Below are 25603 nucleotides of genomic sequence, written 5' to 3'. Positions count from 1 at the left end.
AAGGAGACACGATGTCAGGCTACCGCGAGATCACCGTACCGGGCGAAGCCGGCCGGGCGCGCCGCCCGGCCGCGCGGCGCAGCGCCGCCGTTCAGGGTGACTGGCGCTCCGTCCTCGTCGGGGTGCTGAAGGCGACGGGCAGCACCTGCCGGAGCAGCCCCGGCACCGTCCTCGGCAGCCTCGTGGGCCTGGGGGCGGCGGGCTTCATCTGCGTCAACGCCCTCGGCTATCAGGCCGGGCGCCATCCGGCCCCGATCCTGCCCAAGCTCGCCCAGAAGGCGCCGCTCGCGCGCGAGGCCGCCCCGGCAGCCAGGGAGGCCGCCCGGGAGCCGGTGCGCGAGATCGCGCGGGATCCGGTCCGCGCGGAGCCCGAGAAGGCCCCCGCCAAGCCCGCGGCCCGCGACACGATCGGCGAACTGATTCGCGCCGACGAGACCACCGCCTCGGTCACCCCGAAGGCGGCCCCGGTCCGGACCGCCGCGAAGCCGGCCGCCAAGGCGCCCGCCAAGAAGGCCGAGGCGGAATCCGATCCGGTCCTGCGGGCGCAGAAGGCGCTCTCCAAGCTCGGCTATCCGGTCAAGCCCGACGGCGCGATGGGCCCCGGCACCCGCGCGGCGATCGAGAAATTCGAGCGCAGCGCCAAGCTGCCGGTGACCGGCGCGGCCGCAGGCCGGACCCTGCGGGAGCTGGTGGCCCGGGCGGGCCACGCCTGACACCGCTTCCTGACACCCCTTCCTGCCGCGTTGCCCAGGATCCGGAGAAGCATCCCCTGGCGGCATGATCGGGTGATCCGATCGAGCCCGCTCAGCCTTGTCGGTCAGGTCTGATACCGAACCGTGATGGGCCTGCCTCATCGCGGGTCGTCCGCGCGAAGGCGCGGCGGCGGTCGTCCGCCGGGCGCGGTATGACCGGATCCGTCGGACCGGTCCGTGCGGAGACGGAGGGGACACCGGCCGGGCTGGGTTGGGTTGGACGACCGGTCGGGTCGCACCTTCCTCAGCGGTCCGAATCCGGCCGATGGCGCACCCCACGGGCCGGTCGCCGCGGGCGCAGCCCGTGACACCCCCGTGACATCTATTCACGGTTGACCCTTGCCAAATCCGCGCAGCGGTCTGTAATGGTAGCGACCCCTTTCCGGTCCCGCCGGCCGCCGCAACGGCCCGCGGACGCAGCCGAATTCCTCGCGAAAGCGGCGGCGGTGTCGCGGCGGGCCCTGTCGGCCCGTCTGGCGGCGACGGGTGTCGTCCCCGATCGGACAGGTGTCGCACGTCGCGGCGGGTTTTCCGCCGCACCCAGGAATTCACGGCCGGTCCGATCCGGCCGAGAGCATTTCGCGAGGTCGGGATCACGATGGACGGACGCACGGCCCAGCATAGCGCTGCGCGTGCCCCGGCGGCGCAAGAAGCGCGTCGCGCCGGTCCGTCCGCCGACCCGGCCAAGTTCAACCCCAGGCGCCCTTTGCGCCGACCGGCGGTTGACGGCAATTTCCCCTCGAACCCATCCGCCTCGGCGACGAGGCTGGCACCGCGCCCGACAGCATTGAGGTCGGGCGAGGCGCCGCCGGGACCACGGGCACGGAGAACGACGTCGGCCGCCATGCCGAGAGTCCGACATGGCCAACAAAATGCTGATCGACGCGATGCACCCGGAGGAGACCCGGGTCGTCACGGTCCAAGGGTCTAGGGTCGAGGAGTTCGACTTCGAAGCCGCCAACCGGCGCCAGCTGCGCGGCAACATCTACCTCGCCAAGGTCACCCGCGTGGAGCCCTCGCTCCAGGCGGCCTTCGTGGAGTACGGCGGCAACCGCCACGGCTTCCTGGCCTTCAACGAGATCCACCCCGACTATTACCAGATCCCGCTCGCCGACCGGCAAGCCCTCCTCGAGGAGGAGGCCCGCGACGCCGAGGAGCACCGCGAGCGCGAGGAGCGCCGCCGCCGCTCGCCCCGCCGCTCCCGCGGCCGCCGCGCCGAGGCCCGCGCGCGCAGCACCGACGAGACGGTGAGCGCCGAGGATGCGCCCGAGGCCGCGCAGGTCGCAGGTTACGAGGCCGAAGAGGGTGAGGTCGAGGCTCACGCCGAGACGCCGACGGAAGCCGGGATCGCGCCCGCCGGCATGCCCGATACGCTGGCCGAGAATCCCGAGGCCGTGCGGGAGGCCCTGGCCTCCGAGACCGAGGCCCGGGACATCCCGGAGCCGCAGGCCGCGCCGGCCCCCGACGCTGCGCCGGCTGCCGAGAGTCAGGCGGAGACCGCCGCCGAGGCCACCCCAGCGGGTGAGACTGACGAATCCGAAGTCCGGATCGCCGTCGCGCAGGCCCTGACCGTCGCCGAGGAGCCGGCCGAGACCGTGGCGGAGGATGTCGCGGAGGCCTCGGGCCGCAGCGGCGCGGCCGTCGGCGAGGCCGACGAGCTGTCCGACGAGGACGAGCCCGAGGAGGACGAATCCGACGACGACGAGGAGGACGAGTCGGAGGACGACGAGGACGAGTCCGACGAGGATGACGAGTCGGACGAGGATTCCGACGACCCCGACGCCGAGCCCCGGATCGCCCAGATCGGCGGCAACGGCGACGCGCTGGCCGAGATCCCCGAGCGGCCCCGCCACTACCGCCGCCAGTACAAGATCCAGGAGGTGATCAAGCGCCGCCAGATCATCCTGGTGCAGGTGGTCAAGGAGGAGCGCGGCACGAAGGGCGCGGCGCTCACCACCTACCTGTCGCTCGCCGGCCGCTACTCGGTGCTGATGCCCAACACCGGCCGGGGCGGCGGCATCTCGCGGAAGATCACCTCGGCGGCCGACCGCAAGCGGCTCAAGGAGGTCGTCCAGGACCTGGAGGTGCCGGACGGCATGGGCGTGATCCTGCGCACCGCCGGCGCGTCGCGCTCCAAGCCCGAGATCGCGCGCGACTTCGAGTACCTGATGCGCCTGTGGGAATCGGTCCGCGAGCTGACGCTGACCTCCATGGCCCCGGCGCTGGTCTACGAGGAGGGCTCGCTGATCAAGCGCGCCATCCGCGACCTCTACAACAAGGATCTGGACGAGGTTCTGGTCGCGGGCGAGGACGCCTACCGCGAGGCCAAGGACTTCATGCGGATGCTGATGCCCGGCCAGTCCAAGGTCGTGAAGCCCTACCGCGACCCGACGCCGATCTTCGCCCGCTTCGGGGTCGAGCAGCAGCTCGACGCGATGTTCTCGACCCACGTCTCGCTGAAGTCCGGCGGCTACCTCGTGATCAACCCGACCGAGGCCCTGGTCTCGATCGACGTGAATTCCGGGCGTTCCACCCGCGAGCACGACATCGAGGACACCGCGCTTCGGACGAACCTGGAGGCCGCCGAGGAGGTCGCCCGGCAGCTCCGGCTGCGCGACCTCGCGGGCCTGATCGTCATCGACTTCATCGATATGGAGGAGAAGCGCAACAACCGCGCGGTCGAGAAGAAGCTGAACGATTGCCTGAAGAACGACCGCGCCCGCATCCAGGTCGGCCGGATCTCGCCGTTCGGCCTGCTGGAGATGAGCCGCCAGCGCATCCGCACCGGCGTGCTGGAATCCTCCTCGATCCCCTGCGCGCATTGCGGCGGGTCCGGCTACGTGCGGGCCACCGCCTCGGTGGCGCTGCACATCCTGCGCTCGATCGAGGAGGCGCTGCTCAAATCCGCCTCCCACAACCTCGTCCTGCGCACCCGCACGGAGGTCGCCCTCTACATCCTCAACCAGAAGCGCGGGCACCTGCGCGAGCTGGAGCTGCGGTTCGGCGTGACCATCACGATCGCGGCCGACGAGCGGCTGGCGGCGACGGCGGCGTTCCAGCTCGACCGCGGCGAGCCGGCCCAGCGGGCCGAGGGCCCGGTCACGGGGGTGCGCGCCCAGGCGATCTCGCCCACCACCGAGTTCGAGGACGAGGACGAGGAGGTCGAGGAGACCGAGGCCGAGGCCGAGGTGGATGCCGAGGGCGAGGGCGAGGCCGAGGAGGGCCGCGCCGAGGCCCGGGAGGACGGTACGCGCGACGAGGGCGACGGCCGCCGCCGCCGCCGCCGCCGCCGCCGTCGGGGCGGACGCTCGGAGGGACGGTCCGAGGAGGAGCGCCAGGGCGCGCCGCTTTCCGACACGGACGGCCGGGACGAGGCGTGGGACGGCGAGGAGCCGGCGAACGCCGACGCGGCGAGCGTCGACGCGACCGCCGAGGAGCCGGCGATGGCGGCCGGGAGCGGCGCGTCCGACGCGGCCGTGGCGGGACCGGACGAGACCGTCCAGGCGGAGGACGAGAGCGGACGCCGCCGTCGCCGGGGCCGCCGGGGCGGGCGCGGGCGCGGCGAGGGCCGCACCCGCGAGGGCGCCGAGACGGAGGAGGCCGCGGCCTCCGACGAGGCGGTCGCCCTGTTGGAGGAGGAGCCGGTGAGCGGCGAGGCCGTGGCCGAGGTCGTCGAGGCGGCGTCCGAAGCAGCCCGCGGCGAGACGGCGGTGGACCTGCCGGTCGCCGCCGCGCCCGAGACGGAGGCTGCCGAGGCCCGCCCGACGAACGGTGCCGCCGCGCCGGCCCCGGCATCGGCCCCGGAACCGGTCCCCGAGCCCGTGGCGGTCGTGCTGACGCCCCCGTCCGATCCGGACCGGCCCAAGCGCGCCGGCTGGTGGTCCCGCACCAAGGCCGCGCTGACCGGCGAGTGAGACGCCGCGCCACCGGCCGGAGCCGGCCGGTGGCGCCGATTACCTGAGGTCCATTACGCGCGCCCGGGCTGCCGCCAATTTGATCGATCGGAGAAATATAAGACTCACCTTCACGATTGATTGAAGGAATCATGCGACGGTCCGGCCCGATTGATTGGTCGGAGGACCCTGCATGTTCGGCCTGAACCGCAAGCGCTCGGAGAAGGGCGCGACCGGCTTCCCGCAGATGGCGATTACGTCGACGCAGGCACCCGCGACCGTCGAGGCCGCCCCGGATCCGCAGCCCGCCGCCGTCCCGACCTTCGGTCGCGAATGGCAGTCGCTCCTGGCGCGGATGTCGGCCGCGGCCTCCGATGCCGGCACCTCGATCGGCTGGATGACCAACGACGCCTCGGGCACCGCCGAGCAGGCGCGGCTGATCGCGGCCGCCAGCGAGGAACTCGCCGCCACCACGGGGGAGATCGCGGCCCGCTCCGCCTCGGCGGCCGAGACCGCCGAGACCGCCCGCTCCGGGATCGCCACCTGCGTCGGCGACCTCCATCGCGCCGCCGAGGGCATGCGCGGCATCGAGGAGGGCACCGAGGAGATCGGCAACCGGCTCGACAGCTTCTCGACCGCGGCCCTGCGGATCGAGGAGATGGCCGGCACGATCGCGGCGATCTCGGCCCAGACAAACCTGCTGGCGCTCAACGCCACGATCGAGGCCGCCCGCGCCGGCGAGGCGGGGCGCGGCTTCGCCGTCGTGGCCGCCGAAGTGAAGACGCTGTCGGCGCAGACCGCCAAGGCGACCGACGAGATTCGCGCCCGCGTGGCGGGTCTGCGCGAGGAGATGGCGGCCATGCAGGCGGCGGTCACGCGCAGCCGCGGCGCGGTCGAGACCGGAGCCGCCGCCATGGTGCGGGCCAATGCCCGCGTGGAGGCCGAGAGCGGCGCCGTCGCGACCGTCGCGGCGCAGATGCGTGAGGCGTCCGAGATCATGACCCAGCAGATCCAGGCCACCGGCGACATCGCCCGCAATGTCGGCCGGATCGCAGAGGGCACCGACAAGGCGCGCCGGGAGATCGGCGACGCCCTGGCCGAACTCGAGCGGATCGAGGATCTCGGCCGCGGCCTGCTGGATCAGCAGGCGACGGGGGCCGATACGGCGCGCCTGCCCGCCGATCTCGCCGCATGGCGGCGCGCCATCGCGGCGACCCTGGTCGGGATGCGCCCGGCGGACAATCCCCCGGCAGCGGTTCCCGCCGATCCGGCGCGCCCGGCCGCCCTCGAGACCCCCCTGGCGCAGGCCCGCGAGCAAGCCGCGGCGATGATCCGCCATGTCCGCGCCCAGTCCTGGGACGAAGCGACCACCGCCTTCGTCGCCTTCGAGGCGGCCATCAAGGACGCGCGGTCGGCAGCGGCCTGACTGAGCCACGGCACGGGGCGACCGCCGCGCGCGGCTGCGATGTTCACACGACTCCATCGAGAAGGCGACGAACGGCTTGGCGTCTCTCCCTCCCCCGCAGAGCGGGAGGGAGAGACACGAGGCGCTCGTGTTCAATCTCGAATAAATACCGCCGCGCCTCGGCTCAACCGTCGATCAGCCGATCCAGCCGCATACGGGTGATCTGCGCGACCTCCTCCAGCGCGGTCTCCCGCTCGACTGCCGGATCCCGGGCGAGCCGGGCCTCGAACACCGACAGGATCTCGGTCCGGCCGCGCCCCCGCACCGCGATGATGAACGGGAAGCCGAACCGGGCGCGGTAGGCCGCGTTCAGCCGCGCGAAGGCCGCCGCGTCGGCCTCCGCCATGCGGTCGAGCCCGGCGCTGCCCTGCTCGCTGGCCGATTCCGCGGTGAGGCTGCGCGCCCGCGCCTCGGGGCCGGCGAGTTCCGGATGGCCGTTGAGGAAGGCGCCCTGCACATCCGCGGGTGCGGCGCGCAGGGCCCGCAGCATCGCCGCATGCAGGTCGGCGGTGCTGGCGAAGGGGCGCTGCGGCGCGACGGCCCGGGCCACCCAGGCGGCGTGCTCGAACACGCCCCCGAGCAGGGTCACGAAGGCGCCCGCCTCCATCCGGTTGACGGTTGCGAGGTCGGGCACGGCCTCAACTGCCGCGATAGGTGGTGAAGCTGCCGGGGGCGCACAGCATCGGCACGTGGTAATGCTGCGCCGGGTCGAAGATCGCGAAGCGCACCACCGGGTTGTCGATGAAGATGTCGGCCTCCGCGGTGCCGGGGCGATCCCTGAAATAATCATCGACGTGGAAGGCCAGTTGATACTGGCCGATCCTGGCCTCGTCCGGGGCCAGGATCGGCTGGTCGGTGCGGCCGTCCGCGTTGGTGACCACGCTCTTCACGAGCCGCCACGTCTCCCCCTCGAGGACGGAGAAGTCGATGCGGATTCCCGCGGCGGGGCGCCCGCGGTCGGTGTCGAGGACGTGGGTCGAGATGCCGGCCATGGCGTGAGGATGCTCTAGCTGCCGCGATAGTAGGAATAGCCCCAGGGCGTGAACAGCACCGGCAGGTGATGGCGCTGGCCCGCGTCGCGGATCCGGAAGCGGATCGGCACGCGGTCGAAGAAGTTCGGGCTCGGCAGGCTCACGCCGCGGGCGGCGAAATAGGCCCCGAGATGCAGCAGCAGCTCGTAATGTCCAACGCGCAGGGCGGCGTCCGTCAGCAGCGGCTCGGCCGGGCGGCCGTTGGCGCCGGTGGTGACCGTCCTGATCGGCGTGAGGCTGTCGCCCGCGCGCCAGGCGAGCTCGCAGACCATGCCGGCGGCCGGCGTCCCGTGGAAATTGTCGATGGCGTGCAGCGTCAGGCGCGGGCCGAGGCCCGCCTGCGAGGCCGGGGCGCTGGTGAGGGGGGCGGGCTTGCCGGAGCCGGTTGACGGCGTCGGACCGGCCTGCGCCAGGGCGCCGCCCGCCGCGGCGGCCACGGCGCCTCCCAGACCGAATCCGGTGAAGCTACGGCGGGTCAGAGCGGATGTCTCCACGGCAGGCCCCGTCACGCGACCGGTCACCCGATCGCCGACGGCATCGGCGATCGTCCACGCCGCGTAGCAAGGTACACGCCAGGAACGAGACGACGCTATGGTGCCGTCGGCTCGTCCGTCCTCCGGCGCTGGCGCTCCTTGCGCAGCTCCCGCTCGGCCAGGAGCCAGAACTCGATCTCGAATCCCTCCGGCCGGTGGTTGCGCTCCCACAGCTCGTAGGCGCGCTCGCGGATCTCTTCGAAGGTGATGGCGTCCGGTGCCGGGGACGGCGCGGTCCCGTCGTCGGACGCGGCCGGTGGATCCGGGGGGTGCGGCGCGTGCTCCGGAGCGGTCGACCCCGGAGGCGGATAGGCGTCGGACTTCATGGCAAGGCCGTCCCCGCTCAGGTGGCCGACCTGTCGAGATAGGCGGCCACGCTGGTGATCCGGCTCCCCACCATCGTGACGGCCTTGCGCAGCCGTTCCTCGCTCACGCCGAAGCGCTGGGCCCAGGCCTCGCGGGTGGGGCGGTCGTAGATGTCGATATGCGTCTTGCCTCTGGGTTCGGTGGACATGATGGCCCGCTCCGGTCTGTCGCTGTGCCGCGGCGATGCCGGGCTGTCTGCGGAGACAACCGGGCTCACCGTGTTCGGTTGCCGCCGCGCGGACGGGCCGACGCGCGCCTGTGGATGGATCTCAGGCCCGGGGCGTCGCGGGCCGCGCGACCGGTTCGAGCAAGGGCTCGGACGGCTCCACCTCCTGCCGCACCCGGGCGGCCACGAAGGCGGTGAGCAGCGGCACCAGAAGCGCCGAGACCACGACGCTCGCCGCCACCAGCACCGTGGCGGGGCCGGCGGCCTCCGCGTAGGCCGGGTTGGCGGCCGCGATGATCGCCGGCACGGCGGCGGCGTTGCCCGCCGTTGAGGCGGCCGCCACGCCGGCGACCCCGTTGCCCCCGGTGAGCCGGTCGGCCACGAACAGGACCGCCCCTGTCACCACGACCACGGCGACGCCGAGTCCGATCCCCAGGAGGCCGGCCTGCCAGATCTTGGCCAGGTCGAGCCCGAAGCCGAGCGCGAAGGCGAAGAACGGGATCATCACCGGGGCGGCCCCCGACAGGAAGGCGCGCATGTCGCGGTCGAGGTTGCCCAGCACCATGCCGATCAGCAGCGGCAGGATGCTGCCCACCAGCGTCGGCCACGGGAAGGCCGAGAGGCCGGCGAGCCCCAGCGTCACCATGGTGAGGAACGGGCCGGATTCGAGGCTCATGATCGCGTAGGCGCCCGCATCCTTCGGGCGGCCGAACTGACCCATCAGGGCGAGGTAGAGCCCGCCGTTCGTGTCGTTCATCGCGGCGACGATCGCCAGCGTCGAGAGCCCCGCGAAGGCCCCGCCCACGATGGGCGCCTCGCCGAGCAGATGCCCGAACACCACGCCCAGGATCGCCGCGACGCCGACCTTGGTGGCCAGCAGCACGCCGCCCTTGCGGGCGATCGCCGGGGTCGCGCGGAAATCAATGCCCGCGCCCATGCAGACGAAGAACACCGCCAGGATCGGCAGGGCGCCGTTGAACAGCGCGCCGGTGAACGAGCCGAAGAAGGTCGCGGTGTTCGGGAACAGCGTGTGGAGGATCGCGCCGAGGAACAGCGGCACCACCATCAGGCCGCCCGGGACGCGCTCCAGCCCGCGCTTGATCGAAATCTGCATGGGTCGTCCTCCGGTACGGCCCTGTCCCGGGCCTGTCACCTGACATCGTCCCCCCGGCGCCTGCTACAACCATTCGCCAAGTGCGTGCAACTTAGCGGTAGAGCCGCCCTATGTTGACACCGCGCCCGCCCATTGCCGATGAGGTCAGCTTGGTGCGCGGTGGGCGACGCGCCGCAGATCTCCGATGAACACCGATGTCCCGGCCATGACCCGCCTGCGCCTCATCGCCGACGACCTGACCGGGACGCTGGACACAGCGGCGGGCTTCACCGGCCTGTGCGGGCCGATCCCGGTGGCCTGGCCCGAGATCCTCCCCCCGGACGCGCCAGCGTGCCTGGCGATCGATTCCGGCACCCGGGAAATGTCGTCCGCGGAGGCCGAACGGATCGTCGGAGACCTCGCGCCACGGCTCCGGGACGCCGACATCGCCTTCAAGAAGGTCGACAGCCTGCTGCGCGGCCCCTGGGCGGCGGAACTCGCCGCCGTGATGCGCCTCGGTGCCTGGACGCGCTGCATCGTGGCACCGGCCTTCCCGTATCAGGGCCGCCGCACCGCCGACGGGCGGCAGCTCGCCCGGCGCGACGGCGGCTGGGAACCGGTCTCCGGCGGCATCGCCGGGGCCTTGCGGGACGCGGGCCTGCCGGCGCGCCGGGCTGCCCGCGCGGACGGCCCCGTGGCGGGGGTGGCGGTCTACGACGCGGCGGACGACGACGACCTCGCCCGCATCGCCGAGCTCGGTCGGAACGGGCCGGTGCTCTGGTGCGGCAGCGGCGGCCTTGCGGCGGCCCTGGCGCGGGGCGTGGCCGCGCCCGGCGACGACCGCCTCGCCGGCCCGGTGCTCGGCCTGTTCGGCTCCGACCGGCCGGAGACCGCGGCGCAGCTCGACGCCTGCGGGTCCCACCGCCTCGTCCTGTCGCCGGACGCGGCGGACCACGGCGGACCGGTCGGCGAACGCCTCGCCCGGGACGGCGTCGTGCTGGCCAGCCTCGCCCTGCCCGCCGGCATCGCCCGGGAGGCCGCCGCCGCACGGATCGCGAACACCTTCGCGGGCGTGATCGACCGCGTCCCGAAGCCCGGCACCCTGCTGGTGGCCGGCGGCGAGACCCTGAAGGCGCTCTGCCTCGCGCTCCGGGTCGAACGCCTCGACGTCACCGGCCAGATCGCCCCCGGCCTGCCGCGCTCGACGCTGCGGGGCGGCCGCTGGGACGGGCTGGCGGTGATCTCGAAATCCGGCGCCTTCGGAACGCAGACCGTCTGGCGCGATCTTCTCCATCGCAATGGTTTCACGCCCGACAGGAGCGACCCATGACCCGACACCTCGCCATCACCATGGGCGATCCGGCCGGCATCGGCCCGGAGATCATCGTCAAGGCCGCCGCCCGCCTCAAGGACCGGATCGCCGCCGGCGACCTGAAGCTCATGGTGATCGGCAGCGCCCCGGCTTTGCACCGGGCGGAAGCCGCGCTCGGCCTCCTGCCGGACCCGATCCCGGAGATCGCCGAGGACGGCGACTGGCCGGCGCTCTGCTGCCTCCAGGCCGATGCCGAGGGCGCCCCGATCGAGCCGGGCCGGCTCTCGGCCGAGGGCGGGCGCTTCGCCTACAAGGCGATCGAGGCCGGCGTCCGGCTGGCGATGGCGGGCAAGATCGGCGGGATCGTCACGGCGCCGCTCAACAAGGAGGCGCTCAACAAGGCCGGCTACCACTATGCCGGCCATACCGAGATGCTAGCCGAACTCACCGGCGTGCGCGGCTCGGTGATGATGCTGGCCCACGGCAACATGCGGGTCTCGCACGTCACCACCCACGTCGCCCTGGAGGACGTGCCCAAGCGCCTGACCCCGGAGCGCCTGCGCCTCGTCCTCGACCTCACCGACAAGGCGCTGAAGGGCCTGGGGCTCGCCCGGCCGAAGATCGCGGTGGCGGCGCTCAACCCGCATGCCGGCGAGGGCGGCCTGTTCGGGCGCCAGGACATCGACGTCAGCACCCCGGTGATCGAGAAAGCCAACGCCGACGGGCTCGACGTGCACGGGCCGGTCCCGGGCGACACGGTGTTCGTGAAGCTGCGGGCCGGCCAGTACGACGCCGTGGTGGCGATGTATCACGACCAGGGGCACATTCCGGTCAAGCTCCTGGGCTTCGAGATCGACCCGGCGACGGGGAAGTGGATGGACCTGTCGGGGGTGAACATCACCCTGGGGCTGCCGATCATCCGCACCTCGGTCGATCACGGCACGGCCTTCGACATCGCCGGCCAAGGCATCGCCAACGAGCGCAGCCTGATCGAGGCGATCGAGTTCGCGGAACGGCTGGCGGCCAATCGAGCAGCATGAACAGACAGGCGGAGCGGGGGCGCCCGCCCAAACCATCCCCCTCCTCCTGAGGCGCCCGCGTGAGCGGGCCTCGGAGGAGGGCTCCAGAAAGCACGGCGATCCCTGGAGAGCTCCTTCGAGGCCTGCGCTGTGCTCCGGCACCTCAGGATGAGGGAGTTGCCGGGATCGACCGGATGGGTCGTACGATGAGCAGCTTGTTTCACGTGAAACAAAACATGAACATCAAACCTCAGTGCCCATCCGCCGAAGGCCCCTCCCCCACCACGTCACAGGCAAACGGCGAGGGCGGCGCCTCGACGCCGCGCCAGCGGGCGTAGGCCCAGGGTCGGTACCAGACCGCCCCCGCCGGCAGCCGCTCCGGCACGAGGTCGATGCCGTGGGTGCCGAACGGTCCGCAGCGGCAGATCCGGGCGAAGCCCATCCAGCCGCCCGGCCACAGCCCGTGCCGGGTGATCGCCGTGTCGGTATATTCGGAGCAGCTCGGCCAGTGGCGGCACTGGCGACCGATCAGGCCCGACAGGGTGAGCTGATAGGCGCGGATGCCCCAATGTGCCGCGCGCCGGACCATGCCGTCAGGCGGCCTGCCGCTTGGTGGCGATCTGGTCGAGGGCGTCCACCACCGCATCGAAGGTCAGAAGCGTCGAGGCGTGACGCGCCTTGAAGTCCCGCACCGGCTCTAGAACCGCGAGATCCGCCCAGGCCCCGGATGGTGCCGGGCCTTTCTCCTTGAGCATCGCCCGCATGGTCTCGCGGATGGCGCGCAGCTCCTCGGCGCTGGCGCCGACCACGTGCCGGCCCATCAGCGACGAGGAGGCCTGGCCCAGCGCGCAGGCGCGGACCTCCTGGGCGAAATCCACCACCCTTCCGTCTTCGCCGAGCACGAGATCCACCGTCACGGTCGAGCCGCACAGGCGGGAATGCGCGGTGGCGGTGGCATCCGGGTTCGCCAGCCGGCCGAGCCGGGGGATATCGGCGGCGAGTTCGAGGATGCGTCGGTTGTAGATATCGTCGAGCATCGGGTCCTCGGCCGTGTGTACAAGTCCCGTCGGGACGCTGCCGCGCGGTTCGCGCATTGCGCGTTGCCCCGCGAACGATGATATAGGCGCCTGACGGTCGCTTCGCGAGGAGGCGGACCGTTCGACCAGGGTCGCGCCCACGGCCCAGGGATCCGCTCCAGGCGGGTCCCGCGGCTTGATCCGTTCCGGGGCGCCGGCCTGAAACCTTTTCAGGCCCGGGATCTTCCCTCACACCCCCGACGCGATCCGACGATGTACGCCAAGCCCGACAGCACCCCGATGAAGTCCCGCATCGCCCGGGCCGGAGATGCCATGGATGCCGCGCTCAAATCCCTGTCGTATCAGGGAGACGATCAGGGTTTTCACCGGAACGGGATCGACGGGCAAGGTCTGGACGGCATGCGCAACGACAACCGCCCGGTGGATGAGACCCGCCCCGTCGAGGTCGCCCCGGAGCCGGCTTCCGCCACCCGCGTGCCGGAGGGCCTCTTGACCGGCCGCCCGAGCCGCGCCGAGGCCGAGGCCGCGGTGCGCACGCTCCTGCGCTGGGCCGGCGACGACCCGGCCCGCGAGGGCCTGCGCGACACCCCCGCCCGGGTCGCCAAGGCCTACGAGCAGCTGTTCGGCGGCTACGGCGTCGATGCCGAAGCCCTGCTGGCACGGGTCTTCGAGGAGGTCGAGGGCTATTCCGACATCGTGCTGGTGCGCGACATCCCGTTCTATTCCCACTGCGAGCACCACATGGTGCCGTTCATGGGGCTCGCCCACATCGCCTACTACCCGACCCGGGGCGTGGTCGGCCTGTCGAAGCTCGCCCGGGTGGTCGACACCTTCGCCCGACGGTTGCAGACGCAGGAGACCATGACGGCCCAGATCGCCGACGTGATCGAGAGCATCCTCAAGCCCCGCGGCGTCGCCGTGATGGTGGAGGCCGAGCATCTCTGCATGGCGATGCGCGGCGTGCAGAAGGCCGGGGTCTCGACCATCACCAGCCAGTTCCGCGGCGTGTTCAAGGACGACGCCAGCGAGCAGGTGCGCTTCCTGACCCTGGTGCGCGGCGGCGCCAAGTAGCCTATAGGACCCCGCGAACCAGAGGTCCTGACCTTCCCGCCATGACCGCGCGCGCCATCGCCTTCGATCCCCCCGGCCCCCGTGCCGCGGTCGAGGAAGGCCAAGCCTTCACGCCCCGCTTCGACCGGGACGGGCTGATCGCCTGCATTGCGGTCGACGCCCGGGACGGCCAAGTGCTGATGCTCGCCCACATGAACGCCGAATCGCTGGCGCGCACCCTGGAGACCGGGGAGGCGTGGTACTGGTCGCGCTCGCGCCAGGAGCTCTGGCACAAGGGCGCCACCAGCGGGCAGATTCAGCACATCGTCGAGATGCGGGTGGACTGCGATCAGGACGCCCTGTTGATCCGCGTGGAGGTCAGCGGCGACGGCGGCTGCTGCCACACCGGCCGGCGGGACTGCTTCTACCGCGCCGTTGTCCGACAGACGGACGGCGGCGTCGCCCTGGAGTTCGCCGACCCATGAGCGCGACCCTTGCCGCGACCGAGTGGCAAGACTGTCCCGCCGTCTCGTATTTCCTGCCCGGGGCCGTCGAACCGATTCGCCCCCTGCCGAGGACGGGTCCGCGGGTCGGGCTCGCGCTCGGCGGCGGCTCGGCCCGGGGCTGGGCGCATATCGGCGTGCTGCGGGCGCTCGAGGAGGGCGGCATCCACCCGACCGTGGTGGCGGGCTGCTCGATCGGCGCTGTGGTCGGCGCCTGCTACGCGGCCGGGCGCCTCGACCGGCTGGAGGCCTTCGCCCGGGCGCTGACCCGGCGCCGGGTGGTCGGGCTGATCGATCCGCGTCTGCCGGGCTCCGGCCTGATCGCCGGCAACCGCCTGCGCCAGCGGCTCCATGCCGACCTCGGCGAGCGCCGGATCGAGACCCTGCCGATCCGCTTCGGCTGCGTCGCCACCGAGTACGGCACCGGCCAGGAGGTGTGCCTGACCGAGGGGCCGGCGGTCGACGCGGTGCGCGCCTCCTACGCGATCCCCGGCCTGTTTCCACCGGTGACCCATGAGGGGCGGATGCTGATGGACGGCACGCTGGTCAACCCGGTGCCGGTCGGGCTCGCCCGGGCGCTCGGCGCCGACCTCGTGATCTGCGTGAACCTCAACGGCGACACCGGCGGCCCGGTGGTGCGCGAGGTGCCCGTGCGCGTGCGCCGCCGCGGGTTCCTGCAATCGCTGCGCGACCGCCTGCCGGGCTTCGACCGCGCCGAGCCCGAGATCCCCGTGCCGGGCCTCGCCCGGGTGGTGCTCGACGCGTTCAACATCACCCAAGACCGGATCTCGCGCTCAAGGCTGGAGCGCGACCCGCCGGATGTGGCGATCGGTCCGGACGTGGCACGGTTCGGCCTGTTCGATTTCCACCGGGCGGATGAGGGGATCGCGATCGGCTATCGGGCCGCCCGGGCTGCGCTGCCGCGGATCCGGGCCGTGCTGGCGGGGGCCGAGGCGCGGGCGTGAGGCCGCCCGGACGATCCAATTCATCCCCCCACCCGTCATCCCCCTGTCGCGCCCCCCTGCCATGGCCACGCCACTGCCTGGAGGGGTTCCAATGTCCACGAGTCGCCGTCAGATCCTGCTCTCCGGGGGCGCCGGCCTCGTCGGGCTGGCCTCCGGCCTCGCGCGCCCCGGCCTGAGCCGCGCCGCCGACCGGCCGCTCCTGAGCCACGGCCTCCAGTCGGGCGATGTCGGCACCGACTCGGCGGTGGTCTGGGCGCGGTCCGACCGGCCCGCCCGGGCGATCATCGAATGGGCGACCACCGAGAGCTTTTCCAACATCCAGGGCGTCTTCGCCGACGCGCTGCCCGAGACCGACGGTACCGTGAAGGTGGCGCTGACCGGCCTGCCCGCGGGCCAGGACATCTTTTATCGCGTCCGCCTCCAGGACATCGCCGCGCCGACGATCGTCGGGCCGGCCCAGGTCGGGCGGTTCCGCACCGCGCCGGCGGATAAGCGCTCGGTCTCGTTCTGCTGGTCGGGCGACACGGCGGGCCAGGGCTGGGGCATCGACGAGGCCCGCGGCGGCATGACGATCTATTCCGCCATCCTGAAGAACCGGCCGGACTTCTTCATCCATTCCGGCGACACGATCTATGCCGACGGGCCGATCCAGTCCGAGGTGAAGCTCCCCGATGGCAGCCTGTGGCGCAACCGGGTGACCGAGGAAGTCTCCAAGCCGGCCGAAACGCTGGCCGAGTTCCGCGGCCGGCACAAGTACAACCTCACCGACCGGAACGTGCTGGCGATGAACGCCGCCGTGCCGATCCTGGCGCAGTGGGACGACCACGAGGTCACCAACAACTGGTGGCCGGGCGAGCCGCTGACCCGGGCCGAGCACCTGAAGAAGAAATACGCCGATCCGAACGTCCTGGCCCTGCAGCTGCGCGCCTCACGCGCGTTCCACGAATACATGCCGATGCGCTTCGAGCCGGCCGAGCCCGGCCGGGTCTACCGCAAGATCGGCTACGGCCCGCTCGTCGACGTGTTCATGCTCGACATGCGCTCCTACCGGGGGCCGAACGGCGAGAACACGCAGACCGCCTACGGGCCCGATGCCTACTTCCTCGGCCCGCAGCAGATCGCGTGGCTGAAACGGGCGCTGCTCGAATCCCGGGCGACCTGGAAAGTGATCGCCGCCGACATGCCGCTCGGCCTCGTGGTAACGTACGACGTCGATAAAAACTTCGGCTCGGAGGCGGTGGCGCAGGGCGACGGGCCGCCGCTCGGCCGCGAATTGGAGATCGCCGACCTGCTGCGCTTCATCAAGAGCGCGGGCATCCGCAACACGGTCTGGTTCACGGCCGACGTGCACTACACGGCAGCCCACTACTACGACCCCGACAAGGCGCAGTTCCAGGATTTCGACCCGTTCTGGGAGTTCGTCTCCGGGCCGCTGCACGCGGGGACCTTCGGGCCGAACGCGCTGGACAACACGTTCGGGCCGCAGCTGCGCTTCGTGAAGGCGCCCGACGAGGGGCAGGTGAACCTGTCACCGGCGGCGGGCTACCAGTTCTTCGGCCACGTGGCGGTCGATGGCCGGACCGAGCAGATGACGGTGACGCTCAAGGACGCGGCCGATGCCGACCTCTGGCACGTCACGCTCGATCCCGTGAAGGCGTGACGGCGGGCGAGGCTGCCGTTTCAAAGTGTTTGGCCGAACGCATGGTGCGAGATCGGCGCCCCCGGGCCACGGCGCGCCCCCTTTCCCGGACGGGTGGAGCGAAGCGGAACCTGATCCGGGATCGAGCACACGAAGCGCCGCGCCAGCGGCTCCGGTTGATCCAGATCGACGCTTCGCGACGTCCTGTGCTGGATCCCGGGTCGCATTCCGCTTGCGCTCCATGCGCCCGGGACAGGGGCGGCGCGAAACCAGATCGCGCGATGGCATCGGATCTCATCCCGACACCTTGAAGCGGCCGGCGGGTGAGCCCAACGCGGCCTCAAACGTACGTAGCCTAGCTCGTACCTTGTGGGGAGGGAGAGCCTTAGCCCGCCCCTAAGCCATCGTGATGTAATCCCGCAGCGCCTGATGCTCGGCCTCGACGGTGGCGATCTTGCGCGCCACCACGTCGCCGATCGAGACCAGCCCGATCAGATGCCCGTCCTCGCAGACCGGCACGTGGCGGAAGCGGCCGTCGGTCATCAGCGCCATCACCTCCTCGATCGTCGCGCTCCGCCCGCAGGTGGTGACATTCGCGGTCATGTGGGCGGAGACCGGCGCGTCGAAGGCCGAGCCTCCGTGCCCGGCGAGCGCCCGCATGATGTCCCGCTCGGAGATGATGCCGGCCACCGACCCGTCGGAATGGGCGACCACCAGGGCGCCGATGCGCCGGTCGGCAAGGATCTGGATGACCTCCTCGAGGGTCTTGTCGGGGCTCACGGTGACGACGGAGCTACCCTTCTCGGCGAGGATGCGTGCGACGGTCATGGCTCTCTCCCCAGTGACGCGTCCGGCACGCCGTCAGCCCGCGGCGCCCGGATTGCGCTCTCGGCCGGGTTCGATCCCGGCTCCTTCACAATGCGGCGAGTGTGTGGCCGATTCGCCCCGTTGGCAAGGTGCTCAAACCCGGGTCGCTTCCCGCGGATCGAGGAACGGGAACAGCAGGAAGCCCACGATGAACCCGCCGAGATGCGCGTCCCACGCGATGGCGGCGCTTTCCCCCACCAGCGGCACGCTGACGAGGCCGAACAGCAGGTTGGTGACGAGCCAGATCGCCAGGAAGGAGACCGCCGTCCGGTTGCGCAGGAGTTCGGGGATGGTCTCGACCGGCCGGCGCGGCGGCAGTTGCCAGGACTGACCATTGTAGCCGGAGGCCGGCGGCTGGAACACGAACCGGGCGGCGGCGGCCATCAGGGCCGAGATGCCCGCCGAGGCGCCGACCAGGGGCCCGGCGCTCAGGGGATCAACCAGGACGTGCAGCAGGCCCCCGGCCGCGGTGCCGGCCAGCGCGATCACGCCGTAGCGCCAGGGGCCGCAGCGGCGGGCCACCGGCGAGCCGAAGGCGGCGAGCCACACGCTGTTGAAGATCACGTGCATCCACGAGCCGTGAAGCAGCGCGTAGGTGGCGAGCGTCCAGGGCTGGAACGCGTGCTCGCCCACGATGTAGCGGGCGAAGGCCTCGCGCGCCGCCTGCAGGCCGGGATCGGCCGAATCGCCAGCCGCGCGGATCACCTCGGCGGCCTGGCCGGGATCGAACCACAGGGTCCAGCGGGCCGGCACCAGCGCGAGATCCAGCACGAGGCGGATGTCCCAGGTGTCCGGCAGCAGGAACTCGCGCACAGCCTGGATCGCCAGCAGCAGCCCGATCGAGAGCGTGACGACCCCCGGCATGTTGAACACCGGGACGCGGCTCTGCCGCGGGAATTCGGGGGAGGCATCCATCGCGGCACCATGTCGGGGCTCGGGGCGGGTGGGCAAGCCCCGGCGACGTATTGAATCCGGTCGAGACGGACTGTCTCACCGGCCGGGGCTGCGCCGCGGTGACGGATGGACGTGCAGACCGACCCGATCCGGTGCCCCTGTCGCGGCGGTCCCCGCCAAGTCTCGCTCCGCGTCGACGGCCTGCAATTTCGGCCCGCCCCTGCGGGTCGATGCCCCGACGCGCCGGCCGCGATTGTCTCGCAAGCACCGAAGCGGTAGGGCCGGCACGGGGCGTGCGCCCGAATGCCGTGAGTGCCCGGAACGGCCGGCTACAGCCTCGCGGATGTACCAGAACGATCCAGGGATGAACCACAGGCGTTTAGAGTCGGGACACCGATGAAGCATCCCACCAGCCGCATGCTCCACGCCTACTGGGAGCGCCTGCGCGGCGAGCGCGCCGCGCCGGAACGGGGCGAGATCGAGCCGGGGGAGATCCGCCACCTCCTGGCCGACAGCCTGATCCTGGAACTCGACATGGCCGCCTGCACGGCCACGATCCGGCTCGCGGGCACGCGGGTCTGCGCCCTGTACGGCCGGGAATTGAAGGGCCAGTCCTTCGCCGCCCTGTGGGGCGCCCAGGAAACCGACCCGTGGCGGATCGTCGAGATTGTCGCCAGCGACACGCTGGGCGTCGTGGCGGGCCTGCGCGGCACCAACGCGGCCGGCGAGGTGGCCGACCTCGAACTCCTGCTCCTGCCCCTGCGCCACCGCGGCCGCACGCAGGTCCGGGCGCTCGGCGCCCTGAGCCTCGACGGCACGCCCCCCTGGATCGGCCTGCGCCCGCTCGTGGAGGCGCAGACCACCTCGCTGCGCATCCTGCCGAGCCGCCGGCCGGAAACCGCGCCGCCGCCGCGCCCGGCCGTCCGATCGAGCGCCAGCTACCCGGGGCCCGTGCGCCGCGGCCACCTCCTCGTCCATGCCGGCGGACGGGGCGGTGTCTGAGCGGGGTACCGCACCCCCTCGGCCGCGTTCGCCCCACGCGAGAGAATAAACTTCAAGTACAACACTGAGGGGAAAAAAAGAGTTTCGTAACGGTCCCGGTCTAGTCTCGATTCTGCAGATCGCGGCGGAGGACCAGTCCCGGGATGATCGCGGTCGACTTCACCGCCGAGATGGAGCCGCGGGTGGCGCCCGACCCGGCGCGGGGCGCCACGGACGAGCGTCGGCACCAGCGCGTGCGGGTCGCCGTCCTCGGCCGCTACATGCTGGCGGACCGGCGCGAATATCCCTGCCAGACCGTAGACATGTCGCCGGGCGGCGTCCGCCTGTCCTGCGCGGTCCGGGGCGAGGTCGGCGAGCGGGTGGTGCTCTATCTGGAGCATATCGGGCGGATCGAGGGCCGGATCGCCCGCCACTGTGCGGACGGGTTCGCGGTCCAGCTCAACGCCACCCCGCGCAAGCGCGACAAGCTCGCCTCCCAGCTGACATGGCTTGCCAACCGGGAGATGCTCGGCCTGCCGGAGGGGCGCTCCCACGAGCGGCTCGTGCCGACCCAGCCGGCGGTGGTCCTGCGCATCGATGGCGGCAAAGAGGTCCAGGCCCGGCTGATCGACATCTCCATGTCGGGTGTGGCGATCGCCTGTCCCCTGGCGCTGCCGCTCGGGACCCCCGTGACCGTCGGCAGCACCCCGGGCCGGCTGGTGCGCTACTTCGAGGGCGGGTTCGGCGTACAGTTCCTGCTGCCGCTCTCCGCCGACCGCTTCCACGCTGGGATGACGCTGTAGCGGGTTTCCAAAGGGCTCAGCCTTTGGCCGGGGTTCGGGGGCGGAGCCCCGGATACCAGGGCGCCGCCCCGGACCCGCGACAGGTCTCGACCTCTCGAAACCGCGCCTCAGATCTTCTTGGCGAGCTGCGCCGCCGTGTCGGCGGCGGGCCGGGACAGGTCCAGGGCGCCGAGGAAGCGGTTCTGCGCGTCCATCACGTACACGATGGCGGTGTGCTCCATCGTGTAGTCGCCGTCCTTGCCCGGCACCTTGCGGGCATAGGCGCGATACGCCTTCTCGGCGGCGGCGACCTGCTCGGGGGTGCCGGTCAGCCCGGTGATCCGCGGGTCGAAGCTCGACAGATAGGCCTTCAGGCTCGCCGGGTCGTCGCGCTCCGGGTCGACCGTGACGAAGGCCACCCGCATGTGTGCGGCCTTCGGCCCGAGGGCGGCCAGTACGTCCGAGACCTCCTGCAGGGTCGTGGGGCAGACGTCCGGGCAATGGGTGAAACCGAAGAACACGAGGTGCGGCGCCCCCGCGAAGTCGCGCTCGGTGACGGTACGGCCGTCCTGATCGACCAGCGTGAACGGCCCGCCGACGCCGGGCACGCCCACCGGCGCCTTGTCGGGCATGACGGCGAACACCGCCGCCCCCGTGATACCGACGAGGCCGAGGCAGAAGGCGAGGAGTGGGACGAGGGCGCGGCGCATCGTTGGACTCTGACCTCCGGTTGGAGGCTGGCACAGCACAGAACGGCGCGCGGAGGCAAGCCGACCGGATGCCGCCTCGCCCCGCCCCGTCAGTGCTTCTGCGCCGGATCGCCCGCGGGGCTGGCGGGGGCGGCGCCCTTCGGCGGCTCCTTGCCGAGGTAGATGTATTCCGGTGCGGCGCGGAGCTGGTCCTTGGTGGTGTCGATCCGGGCCTGGAGGGTCTTGTCGTCGGTGCGGCTGAGCGTGAGCACGGACGGGTCGACCGCGACGTATTTCGAGCCGAGACCCAGGAAGCCGCCGACCCCGATCACCCAGGACTTCACGGTGTTCTTCTCGTCGAGGACGATGTCGGCGATCTGCCCGATCGTCTCGTTGGCGCCGTTCACCACGCTCGTGCCGATGAGCTTGCTGGCGACCCGGTCGTCGGGGCTCTGGGCCACGAAGGTCGGGCGGAGATTGTCGGCCATGGTGGCGGGCTGCCCCGGGACCGGGGCCGCGGGGGTGGCGCTGTCGGTCTTCGAGCCGGCATTCTGCGCCGAGGCGGTGGCGAGGCCGGCCAGCAGGAGGGCCGAGGCGAGGAGCGGGGTGCGCATCGGATCAGGTCTTTCGAAGGCGGCGGCGGACGAGGGTGGCGCCGCCTTAAGGCTCTGGCGGAGCTTAAGTTCCGTGCGATCTGCCGGGCGTCGCCGAAAGCGTGGCGGTTTGCCGGCTGAGAGTCCCTGTGCCCACCCTTTGACGGCGCGGCGCCCGCCGCCCACAAGACGCAGGCCATGCTCCGCCTCGCCCTCTACCAGCCCGACATCCCCCAGAACACCGGCACGATGCTGCGCATGGCGGCCTGCCTCGGGCTCGCGGTGGAGATCGTGGAGCCGGCGGGCTTCGACGTCTCGGACCGGCACCTGCGCCGCTCCGGCCTCGATTATCTCGACCACGTGGCGATCACCCGGCACCGCTCCTTCGCGGCCTTCGAGGCGTGGCGGGCCGGCGCGGGGTGCAGGCTCGTGCTCGCCACCACGGCGGGCGCCCTGCCCTACACGGACTTCGCCTTCCGCCCGGACGATTGCCTGATGATGGGCCGCGAATCCGCCGGCGCGCCGGAGGCGGTCCACGCGGCGGCCGAGGCCCGGATCGTGGTGCCGATCCGGCCCGGCCTGCGCTCCCTCAACGTGGCGGTGGCGGCCGCGATGATCGCCGGCGAGGCGCTGCGGCAGACGGTGGGGCCGGCGCGGCGGGACGTCTAGGATCCGCGTTCAGACCGCGGGGCTTTCGAACGAACGCGGCGCCCCCGCTCGGACGATCGCCGGACCGGACGGCGAGCGGCCGTCGGTCCCCGCACCCTCCCCGCGGCTCGGCATGGTCAGCGTCGTGCGACGAAGCGCCGAAGCTTGCCGGGGCCGTCCGTCGTGATGGCCTTGCCGTGTCCGAACGCCACCGCCTGGAAGTCGAGCGCCGCGAGCCTGCGCTGGCTGGCCCGCCCCTCCGCCTCGTCCTCGAACGCGATCGGATCGCTCACGCCGAGGATGTTGATGAAGGTGTCGCCGCCGACCAGGAGCCCCCTGCCCTGCCACAGCAGCGCGACCTGTCCGGCGCAGTGACCGGGCACGTGGATCGCGTGCAGGCCGCCGAGGATCGGCAGCGTCTCGCCGTCGGCGATGTGCTGATCGATCTGGAACGGCTGCATGCGCTCGTTCTGGTCCCAGACGAGCTTGTACATGAGCGCATGCACGAGGCCCGGCGCGGGGGCCATGGGCCGGAACGGGCCGCCGCTCTCCGCCAGCGGGGCATCGGCGGCGTGCATGTAGGTCCGCGCTCCTGTGGCGCGGACGATGGCCGGCGCGCTGCCGATGTGATCGGGGTGCCCGTGCGTGAAGACGAGGTGCTTCAGATCGGCGGGACGGCGACCGAGTGCGCCGATCGCGTCGAGGACGATCTGCTCCTTGCCGGGGAAGCCCGCGTCGATGAGGGCGAGGTCCTCCCCCTGCCGGAGCAGGATGGCGTTCGCGTTGCCCAGCGGCAGCAGCCACGCATCCTCGAGGATCTGCTTCATGCGTGATGGCCCTTGCCCCGACGCGGCTGGCGGGATGCGCCCCTGAGCCAGCCGTGTTACCATTGGCAACATAGACCGAATGTTACCAGTGTCAACACGCCCACGAGGTTCTCGTGAACACATCCGCGTCAGCCGCCCCGTACCACCACGGCGATCTGCGCCGGGCCCTGCTCGACAGCGCCACGGCGATCCTGACGGAGACGGGGCGATGGGACTTCTCCCTGCGCGAGGTCGCCCGCCGCGCCGGGGTGAGCCATGCGGCCTCGTACCGTCACTTCACCGACAAGGAGGCTCTGATCGCCGCCATCGCCGTCACGGGCTACGAGGCGTTGCGCGCCCGCATGAGTGCGGCGATCGATGGCGCCTCGGGCGCGGTCGAGACCCTGCGGGCGATCGGGCACGCCTATATCGGGTTCGGCGTGGAGAACCCGGCGCTCTATCGCCTGATGTTCGGCCAAGCGCTGCCCGGCATCGAGGGGCTTCCGCCGACAGTCCTGGCCGTCCTCACCGAGGCCCGCGCGGTGCTGCGGGGGGTGATCCTGGACGGCGCGCGGACAGGCACGTTCGCGATCGATCCGGAGGATGAGCAGGCGGTGTCCGTCGCGGTCGTCACCGCATGGTCGCTCGTCCATGGGTTCACGCTGCTGACGATCGACCGCGTGGTGGACCGCGAGGTCCGCCCCCGGGTGATCGAAGCCCTGACCGCCCGAGTGACCGAGCGCCTGATCATCGGCCTGCTGCCGACCTGAGCGATATCCGGGCGGGCGCGGTCTGCCCCGGAGCGCGGTCGTGGCGCCCTGTCGGGATGCCGTCTGTGCCGCGTTCCATGCTCCGGATCGGATGCCCGAGCGACGCGCACGGCAACGGATCGCGTCCCGCCCGCTTGGTACGACGGGGGCTCATCGCCGCCCCGCGAGACCCGCCGCATGGACGACCCCGCCTACAGGCCCTCCCGGCGCCACGCCGATCTCGGTCCCGCCTTCGCCGATCCCGTCGCCCCGGCGCGGTTCCCGCAGACGGTCCTGCGCTACCGCAACCAGGCCTGGGCGGAGCGCGTCGGCCTGGGCGGGCTCTCGGAGGCCGCCTGGATCGCCCATTTCGGCCGGTTCGAGCCCCTGCCCGGCAGCTTCGAGACCCCGCTGGCCCTGCGCTACCACGGCCACCAGTTCCGCGCGTACAACTCGGAACTCGGCGACGGCCGCGGCTTCCTGTTCGCGCAGCTCCACGACCCGAGAGACGGGCGCCTCCTCGATCTCGGCACCAAGGGCAGCGGCACCACGCCCTGGTCCCGGGGCGCGGACGGGCGGCTCACCCTGAAGGGAGGCGTGCGCGAGGTGCTGGCGACCGCGCTGCTGGAGGCGCAGGGCGTCTATACGTCGAAGAGCTTCAGCCTGATCGAGACCGGCGAGGATCTCGTGCGCGGCGACGAGCCCTCCCCGGCCCGCTCCGCGGTGCTGGTGCGCCTGTCCCACGGGCATATCCGGATCGGGACCTTCCAGCGCTTCCTGGCCCTGGGGGAGCCCGACGCCATCGCCCGGCTCCTCGATCACACGATCGAGACGCACCGGCCCGAGCTGTGGCGCGACAGCCTGGAGGACCGGGGCGTCGCCTTCCTGGAGGATGTCGTCGCCCGGGTCGCCACGATGGGGGCGCAATGGGCCGCCGCCGGCTTCGTCCACGGGGTGCTCAACAGCGACAACATCAACGTCACCGGCGAGAGCTTCGATTACGGCCCCTGGCGCTTCCTGCCGCATTTCGACCCGGACTTCACGGCCGCGTATTTCGACGCGACCGGGCTCTACAGCTTCGGCCGCCAGCCCGAGGCCCTGTTCTGGAACCTCTGCCGGCTGGCCGATTGCCTGCTGACGCTGGCACCCCAGGCACGCCTGGAAGAGGCGCTGGCGGGCTTCGGGCCGGCCCTGCAGGAGGCTTTTGCGCGGGCCCTGTTCCGCCGGCTCGGGCTCGCGGAGGCGCCGCGTTCGGAAACCGATCGGCTGGTCGCCGCCGTCTGGCGGTTCCTGGGGGAGAGCCGGGCACCGTTCGAGCGGTTCTTCTTCGACTGGTACGGCGGCCTCGCGAGCGCCGATCGGGCGCAGGCCGGACCGTCCGCCGGCCACTACGCGCGCGAAGTCTTCGCGCCGGTGCGGGCCGCGCTGGAGCCGCTCGCACCCGTGGCGGGCGCGCGGCTCGACCATCCCTACTTCGCGGCGGCGCCCTGCACCCTGCTGATCGACGAGGTCGAGGCGCTGTGGGCGCCGATCGCGGCGGCCGACGACTGGTCCCTGTTCGCGGCCAAGCTCGAAGCCGTGGCCTGGATGGCGGAGGCCTGCGGCACGGCCTCGGCCTCAGCCTGAGCCGCCTCCTCGGCGAGCCGCCGACGCTCCTCGGCGTAGCCCCCCGCGATGGCGAGATCGACCAGCCGCCGGGTCATCCGGAAGGCCAGCCAGAACAGGGCGAGGCAGAGCAGCGTCGCGGCGGCGGCCTTGAGCGGGTCCACG

27 protein-coding genes are annotated in these 25603 nt (G+C 72.0%); 14 read left to right on the top strand and 13 right to left on the bottom strand.

Translation table 11 applies throughout. The features are described 5' to 3' along the window. The first annotated feature begins 11 nt into the window (after positions 1 to 11). The 3 genes from MKK75_RS25595 to MKK75_RS25585 all read left to right on the top strand — a co-directional run bounded on the left by MKK75_RS25595 (position 12) and on the right by MKK75_RS25585 (position 6071). Complete coding sequence (locus MKK75_RS25595) at positions 12 to 713, top strand: peptidoglycan-binding domain-containing protein (protein WP_244045312.1); 702 nt, start codon at positions 12 to 14, stop codon at positions 711 to 713. Positions 714 to 1612: 899 nt separating this feature from the next. After that, complete coding sequence (locus MKK75_RS25590) at positions 1613 to 4666, top strand: ribonuclease E/G (RefSeq protein WP_244045311.1); 3054 nt, start codon at positions 1613 to 1615, stop codon at positions 4664 to 4666. A gap of 172 nt (positions 4667 to 4838) precedes the next feature. Next, positions 4839 to 6071 (top strand): methyl-accepting chemotaxis protein, encoded by a 1233-nt coding sequence (locus tag MKK75_RS25585; protein WP_244045310.1) that lies wholly within the window; start codon positions 4839 to 4841, stop codon positions 6069 to 6071. Between the two features lie 163 nt (positions 6072 to 6234). Here the strand turns inward: MKK75_RS25585 and uraD are convergent, their stop codons facing one another. The 6 genes from uraD to MKK75_RS25555 form a co-directional block, all read right to left on the bottom strand. Beyond that, a complete protein-coding gene (uraD, locus tag MKK75_RS25580) occupies positions 6235 to 6744 on the bottom strand; it encodes a 2-oxo-4-hydroxy-4-carboxy-5-ureidoimidazoline decarboxylase (RefSeq protein WP_244045309.1) in 510 nt (169 codons plus the stop codon). Positions 6745 to 6748: 4 nt separating this feature from the next. Continuing rightward, positions 6749 to 7102, bottom strand: coding sequence for a hydroxyisourate hydrolase (gene uraH / locus MKK75_RS25575; RefSeq protein ID WP_244045308.1), 354 nt, complete (start codon positions 7100 to 7102; stop codon positions 6749 to 6751). Positions 7103 to 7116: 14 nt separating this feature from the next. Further along, positions 7117 to 7578 (bottom strand): hydroxyisourate hydrolase, encoded by a 462-nt coding sequence (gene uraH / locus MKK75_RS25570; RefSeq protein WP_244045307.1) that lies wholly within the window; start codon positions 7576 to 7578, stop codon positions 7117 to 7119. A 152-nt stretch (positions 7579 to 7730) separates the two neighbouring features. Beyond that, positions 7731 to 8000, bottom strand: coding sequence for a DUF2934 domain-containing protein (locus MKK75_RS35875; protein WP_279594125.1), 270 nt, complete (start codon positions 7998 to 8000; stop codon positions 7731 to 7733). A gap of 17 nt (positions 8001 to 8017) precedes the next feature. Then, positions 8018 to 8188, bottom strand: coding sequence for a DUF3606 domain-containing protein (locus MKK75_RS25560; RefSeq protein WP_244045306.1), 171 nt, complete (start codon positions 8186 to 8188; stop codon positions 8018 to 8020). A gap of 121 nt (positions 8189 to 8309) precedes the next feature. Beyond that, entirely contained in the window at positions 8310 to 9320 is a 1011-nt protein-coding gene (locus MKK75_RS25555; RefSeq protein WP_279594124.1) for a 2-keto-3-deoxygluconate permease, read from the bottom strand. 205 nt (positions 9321 to 9525) lie between these two features. Between MKK75_RS25555 and MKK75_RS25550 the strand changes: the two genes are divergently transcribed. After that, entirely contained in the window at positions 9526 to 10629 is a 1104-nt protein-coding gene (locus MKK75_RS25550) for a four-carbon acid sugar kinase family protein (protein WP_244045327.1), read from the top strand. Further along, positions 10626 to 11651: a 4-hydroxythreonine-4-phosphate dehydrogenase PdxA gene (gene pdxA, locus MKK75_RS25545; RefSeq protein ID WP_244045305.1), complete on the top strand. Its 1026-nt coding sequence runs from the start codon at positions 10626 to 10628 to the stop codon at positions 11649 to 11651. Before MKK75_RS25550 ends, pdxA begins: the two co-directional genes overlap by 4 nt. A 229-nt stretch (positions 11652 to 11880) precedes the next feature. On the opposite strand, the gene yidD is transcribed toward pdxA, so the two are convergent. Together yidD and MKK75_RS25535 are read right to left on the bottom strand one after the other, a co-directional pair. Then, positions 11881 to 12219: a membrane protein insertion efficiency factor YidD gene (gene yidD / locus MKK75_RS25540; protein WP_244045304.1), complete on the bottom strand. Its 339-nt coding sequence runs from the start codon at positions 12217 to 12219 to the stop codon at positions 11881 to 11883. A gap of 4 nt (positions 12220 to 12223) precedes the next feature. Continuing rightward, positions 12224 to 12667 (bottom strand): iron-sulfur cluster assembly scaffold protein, encoded by a 444-nt coding sequence (locus MKK75_RS25535; RefSeq protein ID WP_244045303.1) that lies wholly within the window; start codon positions 12665 to 12667, stop codon positions 12224 to 12226. Between the two features lie 252 nt (positions 12668 to 12919). On the opposite strand from MKK75_RS25535, the gene folE reads away from it, so the two are divergent. From folE to MKK75_RS25515, 4 genes are all read left to right on the top strand, one after another. Then, entirely contained in the window at positions 12920 to 13738 is an 819-nt protein-coding gene (folE, locus tag MKK75_RS25530; protein WP_244045302.1) for a GTP cyclohydrolase I FolE, read from the top strand. Positions 13739 to 13779: 41 nt separating this feature from the next. Beyond that, on the top strand, positions 13780 to 14202 hold the full coding sequence (gene hisI / locus MKK75_RS25525) for a phosphoribosyl-AMP cyclohydrolase (protein WP_244045301.1): 423 nt from the start codon (positions 13780 to 13782) through the stop codon (positions 14200 to 14202). Beyond that, a complete protein-coding gene (locus MKK75_RS25520; RefSeq protein ID WP_244045300.1) occupies positions 14199 to 15185 on the top strand; it encodes a patatin-like phospholipase family protein in 987 nt (328 codons plus the stop codon). The genes hisI and MKK75_RS25520 overlap by 4 nt, the downstream gene beginning before the upstream one ends. 91 nt (positions 15186 to 15276) lie before the next feature. Continuing rightward, the gene (locus MKK75_RS25515; protein ID WP_244045299.1) at positions 15277 to 16845 is read left to right on the top strand and encodes an alkaline phosphatase D family protein; all 1569 of its coding nucleotides are present in this window, start codon (positions 15277 to 15279) and stop codon (positions 16843 to 16845) included. Between the two features lie 375 nt (positions 16846 to 17220). On the opposite strand, the gene MKK75_RS25510 is transcribed toward MKK75_RS25515, so the two are convergent. Beyond that, positions 17221 to 17652: a CBS domain-containing protein gene (locus MKK75_RS25510; RefSeq protein ID WP_244045298.1), complete on the bottom strand. Its 432-nt coding sequence runs from the start codon at positions 17650 to 17652 to the stop codon at positions 17221 to 17223. A gap of 132 nt (positions 17653 to 17784) precedes the next feature. Further along, entirely contained in the window at positions 17785 to 18606 is an 822-nt protein-coding gene (locus tag MKK75_RS25505) for a rhomboid family intramembrane serine protease (RefSeq protein WP_244045297.1), read from the bottom strand. 375 nt (positions 18607 to 18981) lie between these two features. Here MKK75_RS25505 and MKK75_RS25500 point away from each other — a divergent pair, with 375 nt between their 5' ends. Further along, positions 18982 to 19587: a PAS domain-containing protein gene (locus tag MKK75_RS25500; RefSeq protein WP_244045296.1), complete on the top strand. Its 606-nt coding sequence runs from the start codon at positions 18982 to 18984 to the stop codon at positions 19585 to 19587. A 143-nt stretch (positions 19588 to 19730) separates the two neighbouring features. Then, positions 19731 to 20369 carry a PilZ domain-containing protein gene (locus tag MKK75_RS25495; RefSeq protein WP_244045295.1) on the top strand — a complete coding sequence of 213 codons (639 nt, stop codon included), beginning with the start codon at positions 19731 to 19733 and terminating at the stop codon, positions 20367 to 20369. A 107-nt stretch (positions 20370 to 20476) separates the two neighbouring features. On the opposite strand, the gene MKK75_RS25490 is transcribed toward MKK75_RS25495, so the two are convergent. Both MKK75_RS25490 and MKK75_RS25485 read right to left on the bottom strand, forming a co-directional pair. After that, positions 20477 to 21058: an SCO family protein gene (locus MKK75_RS25490; RefSeq protein WP_244045294.1), complete on the bottom strand. Its 582-nt coding sequence runs from the start codon at positions 21056 to 21058 to the stop codon at positions 20477 to 20479. Positions 21059 to 21147: 89 nt separating this feature from the next. Further along, a complete protein-coding gene (locus tag MKK75_RS25485) occupies positions 21148 to 21651 on the bottom strand; it encodes a PRC-barrel domain-containing protein (RefSeq protein ID WP_244045293.1) in 504 nt (167 codons plus the stop codon). Positions 21652 to 21828: 177 nt separating this feature from the next. Between MKK75_RS25485 and MKK75_RS25480 the strand changes: the two genes are divergently transcribed. Next, a complete protein-coding gene (locus MKK75_RS25480) occupies positions 21829 to 22299 on the top strand; it encodes a tRNA (cytidine(34)-2'-O)-methyltransferase (RefSeq protein ID WP_244045292.1) in 471 nt (156 codons plus the stop codon). 116 nt (positions 22300 to 22415) lie between these two features. Here MKK75_RS25480 and MKK75_RS25475 read toward each other — a convergent pair whose 3' ends face one another. Next, the gene (locus MKK75_RS25475) at positions 22416 to 23105 is read right to left on the bottom strand and encodes an MBL fold metallo-hydrolase (protein WP_244045291.1); all 690 of its coding nucleotides are present in this window, start codon (positions 23103 to 23105) and stop codon (positions 22416 to 22418) included. A gap of 113 nt (positions 23106 to 23218) precedes the next feature. Here MKK75_RS25475 and MKK75_RS25470 point away from each other — a divergent pair, with 113 nt between their 5' ends. After that, positions 23219 to 23854 carry a TetR/AcrR family transcriptional regulator gene (locus MKK75_RS25470; RefSeq protein ID WP_244045290.1) on the top strand — a complete coding sequence of 212 codons (636 nt, stop codon included), beginning with the start codon at positions 23219 to 23221 and terminating at the stop codon, positions 23852 to 23854. A 177-nt stretch (positions 23855 to 24031) separates the two neighbouring features. After that, on the top strand, positions 24032 to 25459 hold the full coding sequence (locus MKK75_RS25465; RefSeq protein WP_244045289.1) for a protein adenylyltransferase SelO: 1428 nt from the start codon (positions 24032 to 24034) through the stop codon (positions 25457 to 25459). Positions 25460 to 25603 lie beyond the last annotated feature (144 nt).

The sequence above is a fragment of the Methylobacterium sp. J-030 genome (genome assembly GCF_022829545.1).
Taxonomy (GTDB): Bacteria; Pseudomonadota; Alphaproteobacteria; order Rhizobiales; family Beijerinckiaceae; genus Methylobacterium.
The sequence above is the reverse complement of the archived record's forward strand: the minus strand, read 5'-3'. Positions and strand labels throughout refer to the sequence as shown.

Excerpts from the sequence above, each read along its gene's own strand:
- MKK75_RS25490 (WP_244045294.1), bottom strand. The coding sequence starts at position 21,058 with ATGCGCCGCGCCCTCGTCCCACTCCTCGCCTTCTGCCTCGGCCTCGTC.
- MKK75_RS25465 (WP_244045289.1), top strand. The coding sequence starts at position 24,032 with ATGGACGACCCCGCCTACAGGCCCTCCCGGCGCCACGCCGATCTCGGT.
- MKK75_RS25535 (WP_244045303.1), bottom strand. The coding sequence starts at position 12,667 with ATGCTCGACGATATCTACAACCGACGCATCCTCGAACTCGCCGCCGAT.
- MKK75_RS25500 (WP_244045296.1), top strand. The coding sequence starts at position 18,982 with ATGAAGCATCCCACCAGCCGCATGCTCCACGCCTACTGGGAGCGCCTG.
- MKK75_RS25520 (WP_244045300.1), top strand. The coding sequence starts at position 14,199 with ATGAGCGCGACCCTTGCCGCGACCGAGTGGCAAGACTGTCCCGCCGTC.
- MKK75_RS25475 (WP_244045291.1), bottom strand. The coding sequence starts at position 23,105 with ATGAAGCAGATCCTCGAGGATGCGTGGCTGCTGCCGCTGGGCAACGCG.
- MKK75_RS25485 (WP_244045293.1), bottom strand. The coding sequence starts at position 21,651 with ATGCGCACCCCGCTCCTCGCCTCGGCCCTCCTGCTGGCCGGCCTCGCC.
- MKK75_RS25495 (WP_244045295.1), top strand. The coding sequence starts at position 19,731 with ATGATCGCGGTCGACTTCACCGCCGAGATGGAGCCGCGGGTGGCGCCC.
- MKK75_RS25550 (WP_244045327.1), top strand. The coding sequence starts at position 9,526 with ATGACCCGCCTGCGCCTCATCGCCGACGACCTGACCGGGACGCTGGAC.
- yidD (WP_244045304.1), bottom strand. The coding sequence starts at position 12,219 with ATGGTCCGGCGCGCGGCACATTGGGGCATCCGCGCCTATCAGCTCACC.
- MKK75_RS25585 (WP_244045310.1), top strand. The coding sequence starts at position 4,839 with ATGTTCGGCCTGAACCGCAAGCGCTCGGAGAAGGGCGCGACCGGCTTC.
- MKK75_RS25555 (WP_279594124.1), bottom strand. The coding sequence starts at position 9,320 with ATGCAGATTTCGATCAAGCGCGGGCTGGAGCGCGTCCCGGGCGGCCTG.
- folE (WP_244045302.1), top strand. The coding sequence starts at position 12,920 with ATGTACGCCAAGCCCGACAGCACCCCGATGAAGTCCCGCATCGCCCGG.
- MKK75_RS25505 (WP_244045297.1), bottom strand. The coding sequence starts at position 18,606 with ATGGATGCCTCCCCCGAATTCCCGCGGCAGAGCCGCGTCCCGGTGTTC.
- MKK75_RS25515 (WP_244045299.1), top strand. The coding sequence starts at position 15,277 with ATGTCCACGAGTCGCCGTCAGATCCTGCTCTCCGGGGGCGCCGGCCTC.
- MKK75_RS25560 (WP_244045306.1), bottom strand. The coding sequence starts at position 8,188 with ATGTCCACCGAACCCAGAGGCAAGACGCATATCGACATCTACGACCGC.
- MKK75_RS25590 (WP_244045311.1), top strand. The coding sequence starts at position 1,613 with ATGGCCAACAAAATGCTGATCGACGCGATGCACCCGGAGGAGACCCGG.
- pdxA (WP_244045305.1), top strand. The coding sequence starts at position 10,626 with ATGACCCGACACCTCGCCATCACCATGGGCGATCCGGCCGGCATCGGC.
- hisI (WP_244045301.1), top strand. The coding sequence starts at position 13,780 with ATGACCGCGCGCGCCATCGCCTTCGATCCCCCCGGCCCCCGTGCCGCG.
- uraH (WP_244045308.1), bottom strand. The coding sequence starts at position 7,102 with ATGGCCGGCATCTCGACCCACGTCCTCGACACCGACCGCGGGCGCCCC.
- MKK75_RS25480 (WP_244045292.1), top strand. The coding sequence starts at position 21,829 with ATGCTCCGCCTCGCCCTCTACCAGCCCGACATCCCCCAGAACACCGGC.
- MKK75_RS35875 (WP_279594125.1), bottom strand. The coding sequence starts at position 8,000 with ATGAAGTCCGACGCCTATCCGCCTCCGGGGTCGACCGCTCCGGAGCAC.
- MKK75_RS25595 (WP_244045312.1), top strand. The coding sequence starts at position 12 with ATGTCAGGCTACCGCGAGATCACCGTACCGGGCGAAGCCGGCCGGGCG.
- MKK75_RS25510 (WP_244045298.1), bottom strand. The coding sequence starts at position 17,652 with ATGACCGTCGCACGCATCCTCGCCGAGAAGGGTAGCTCCGTCGTCACC.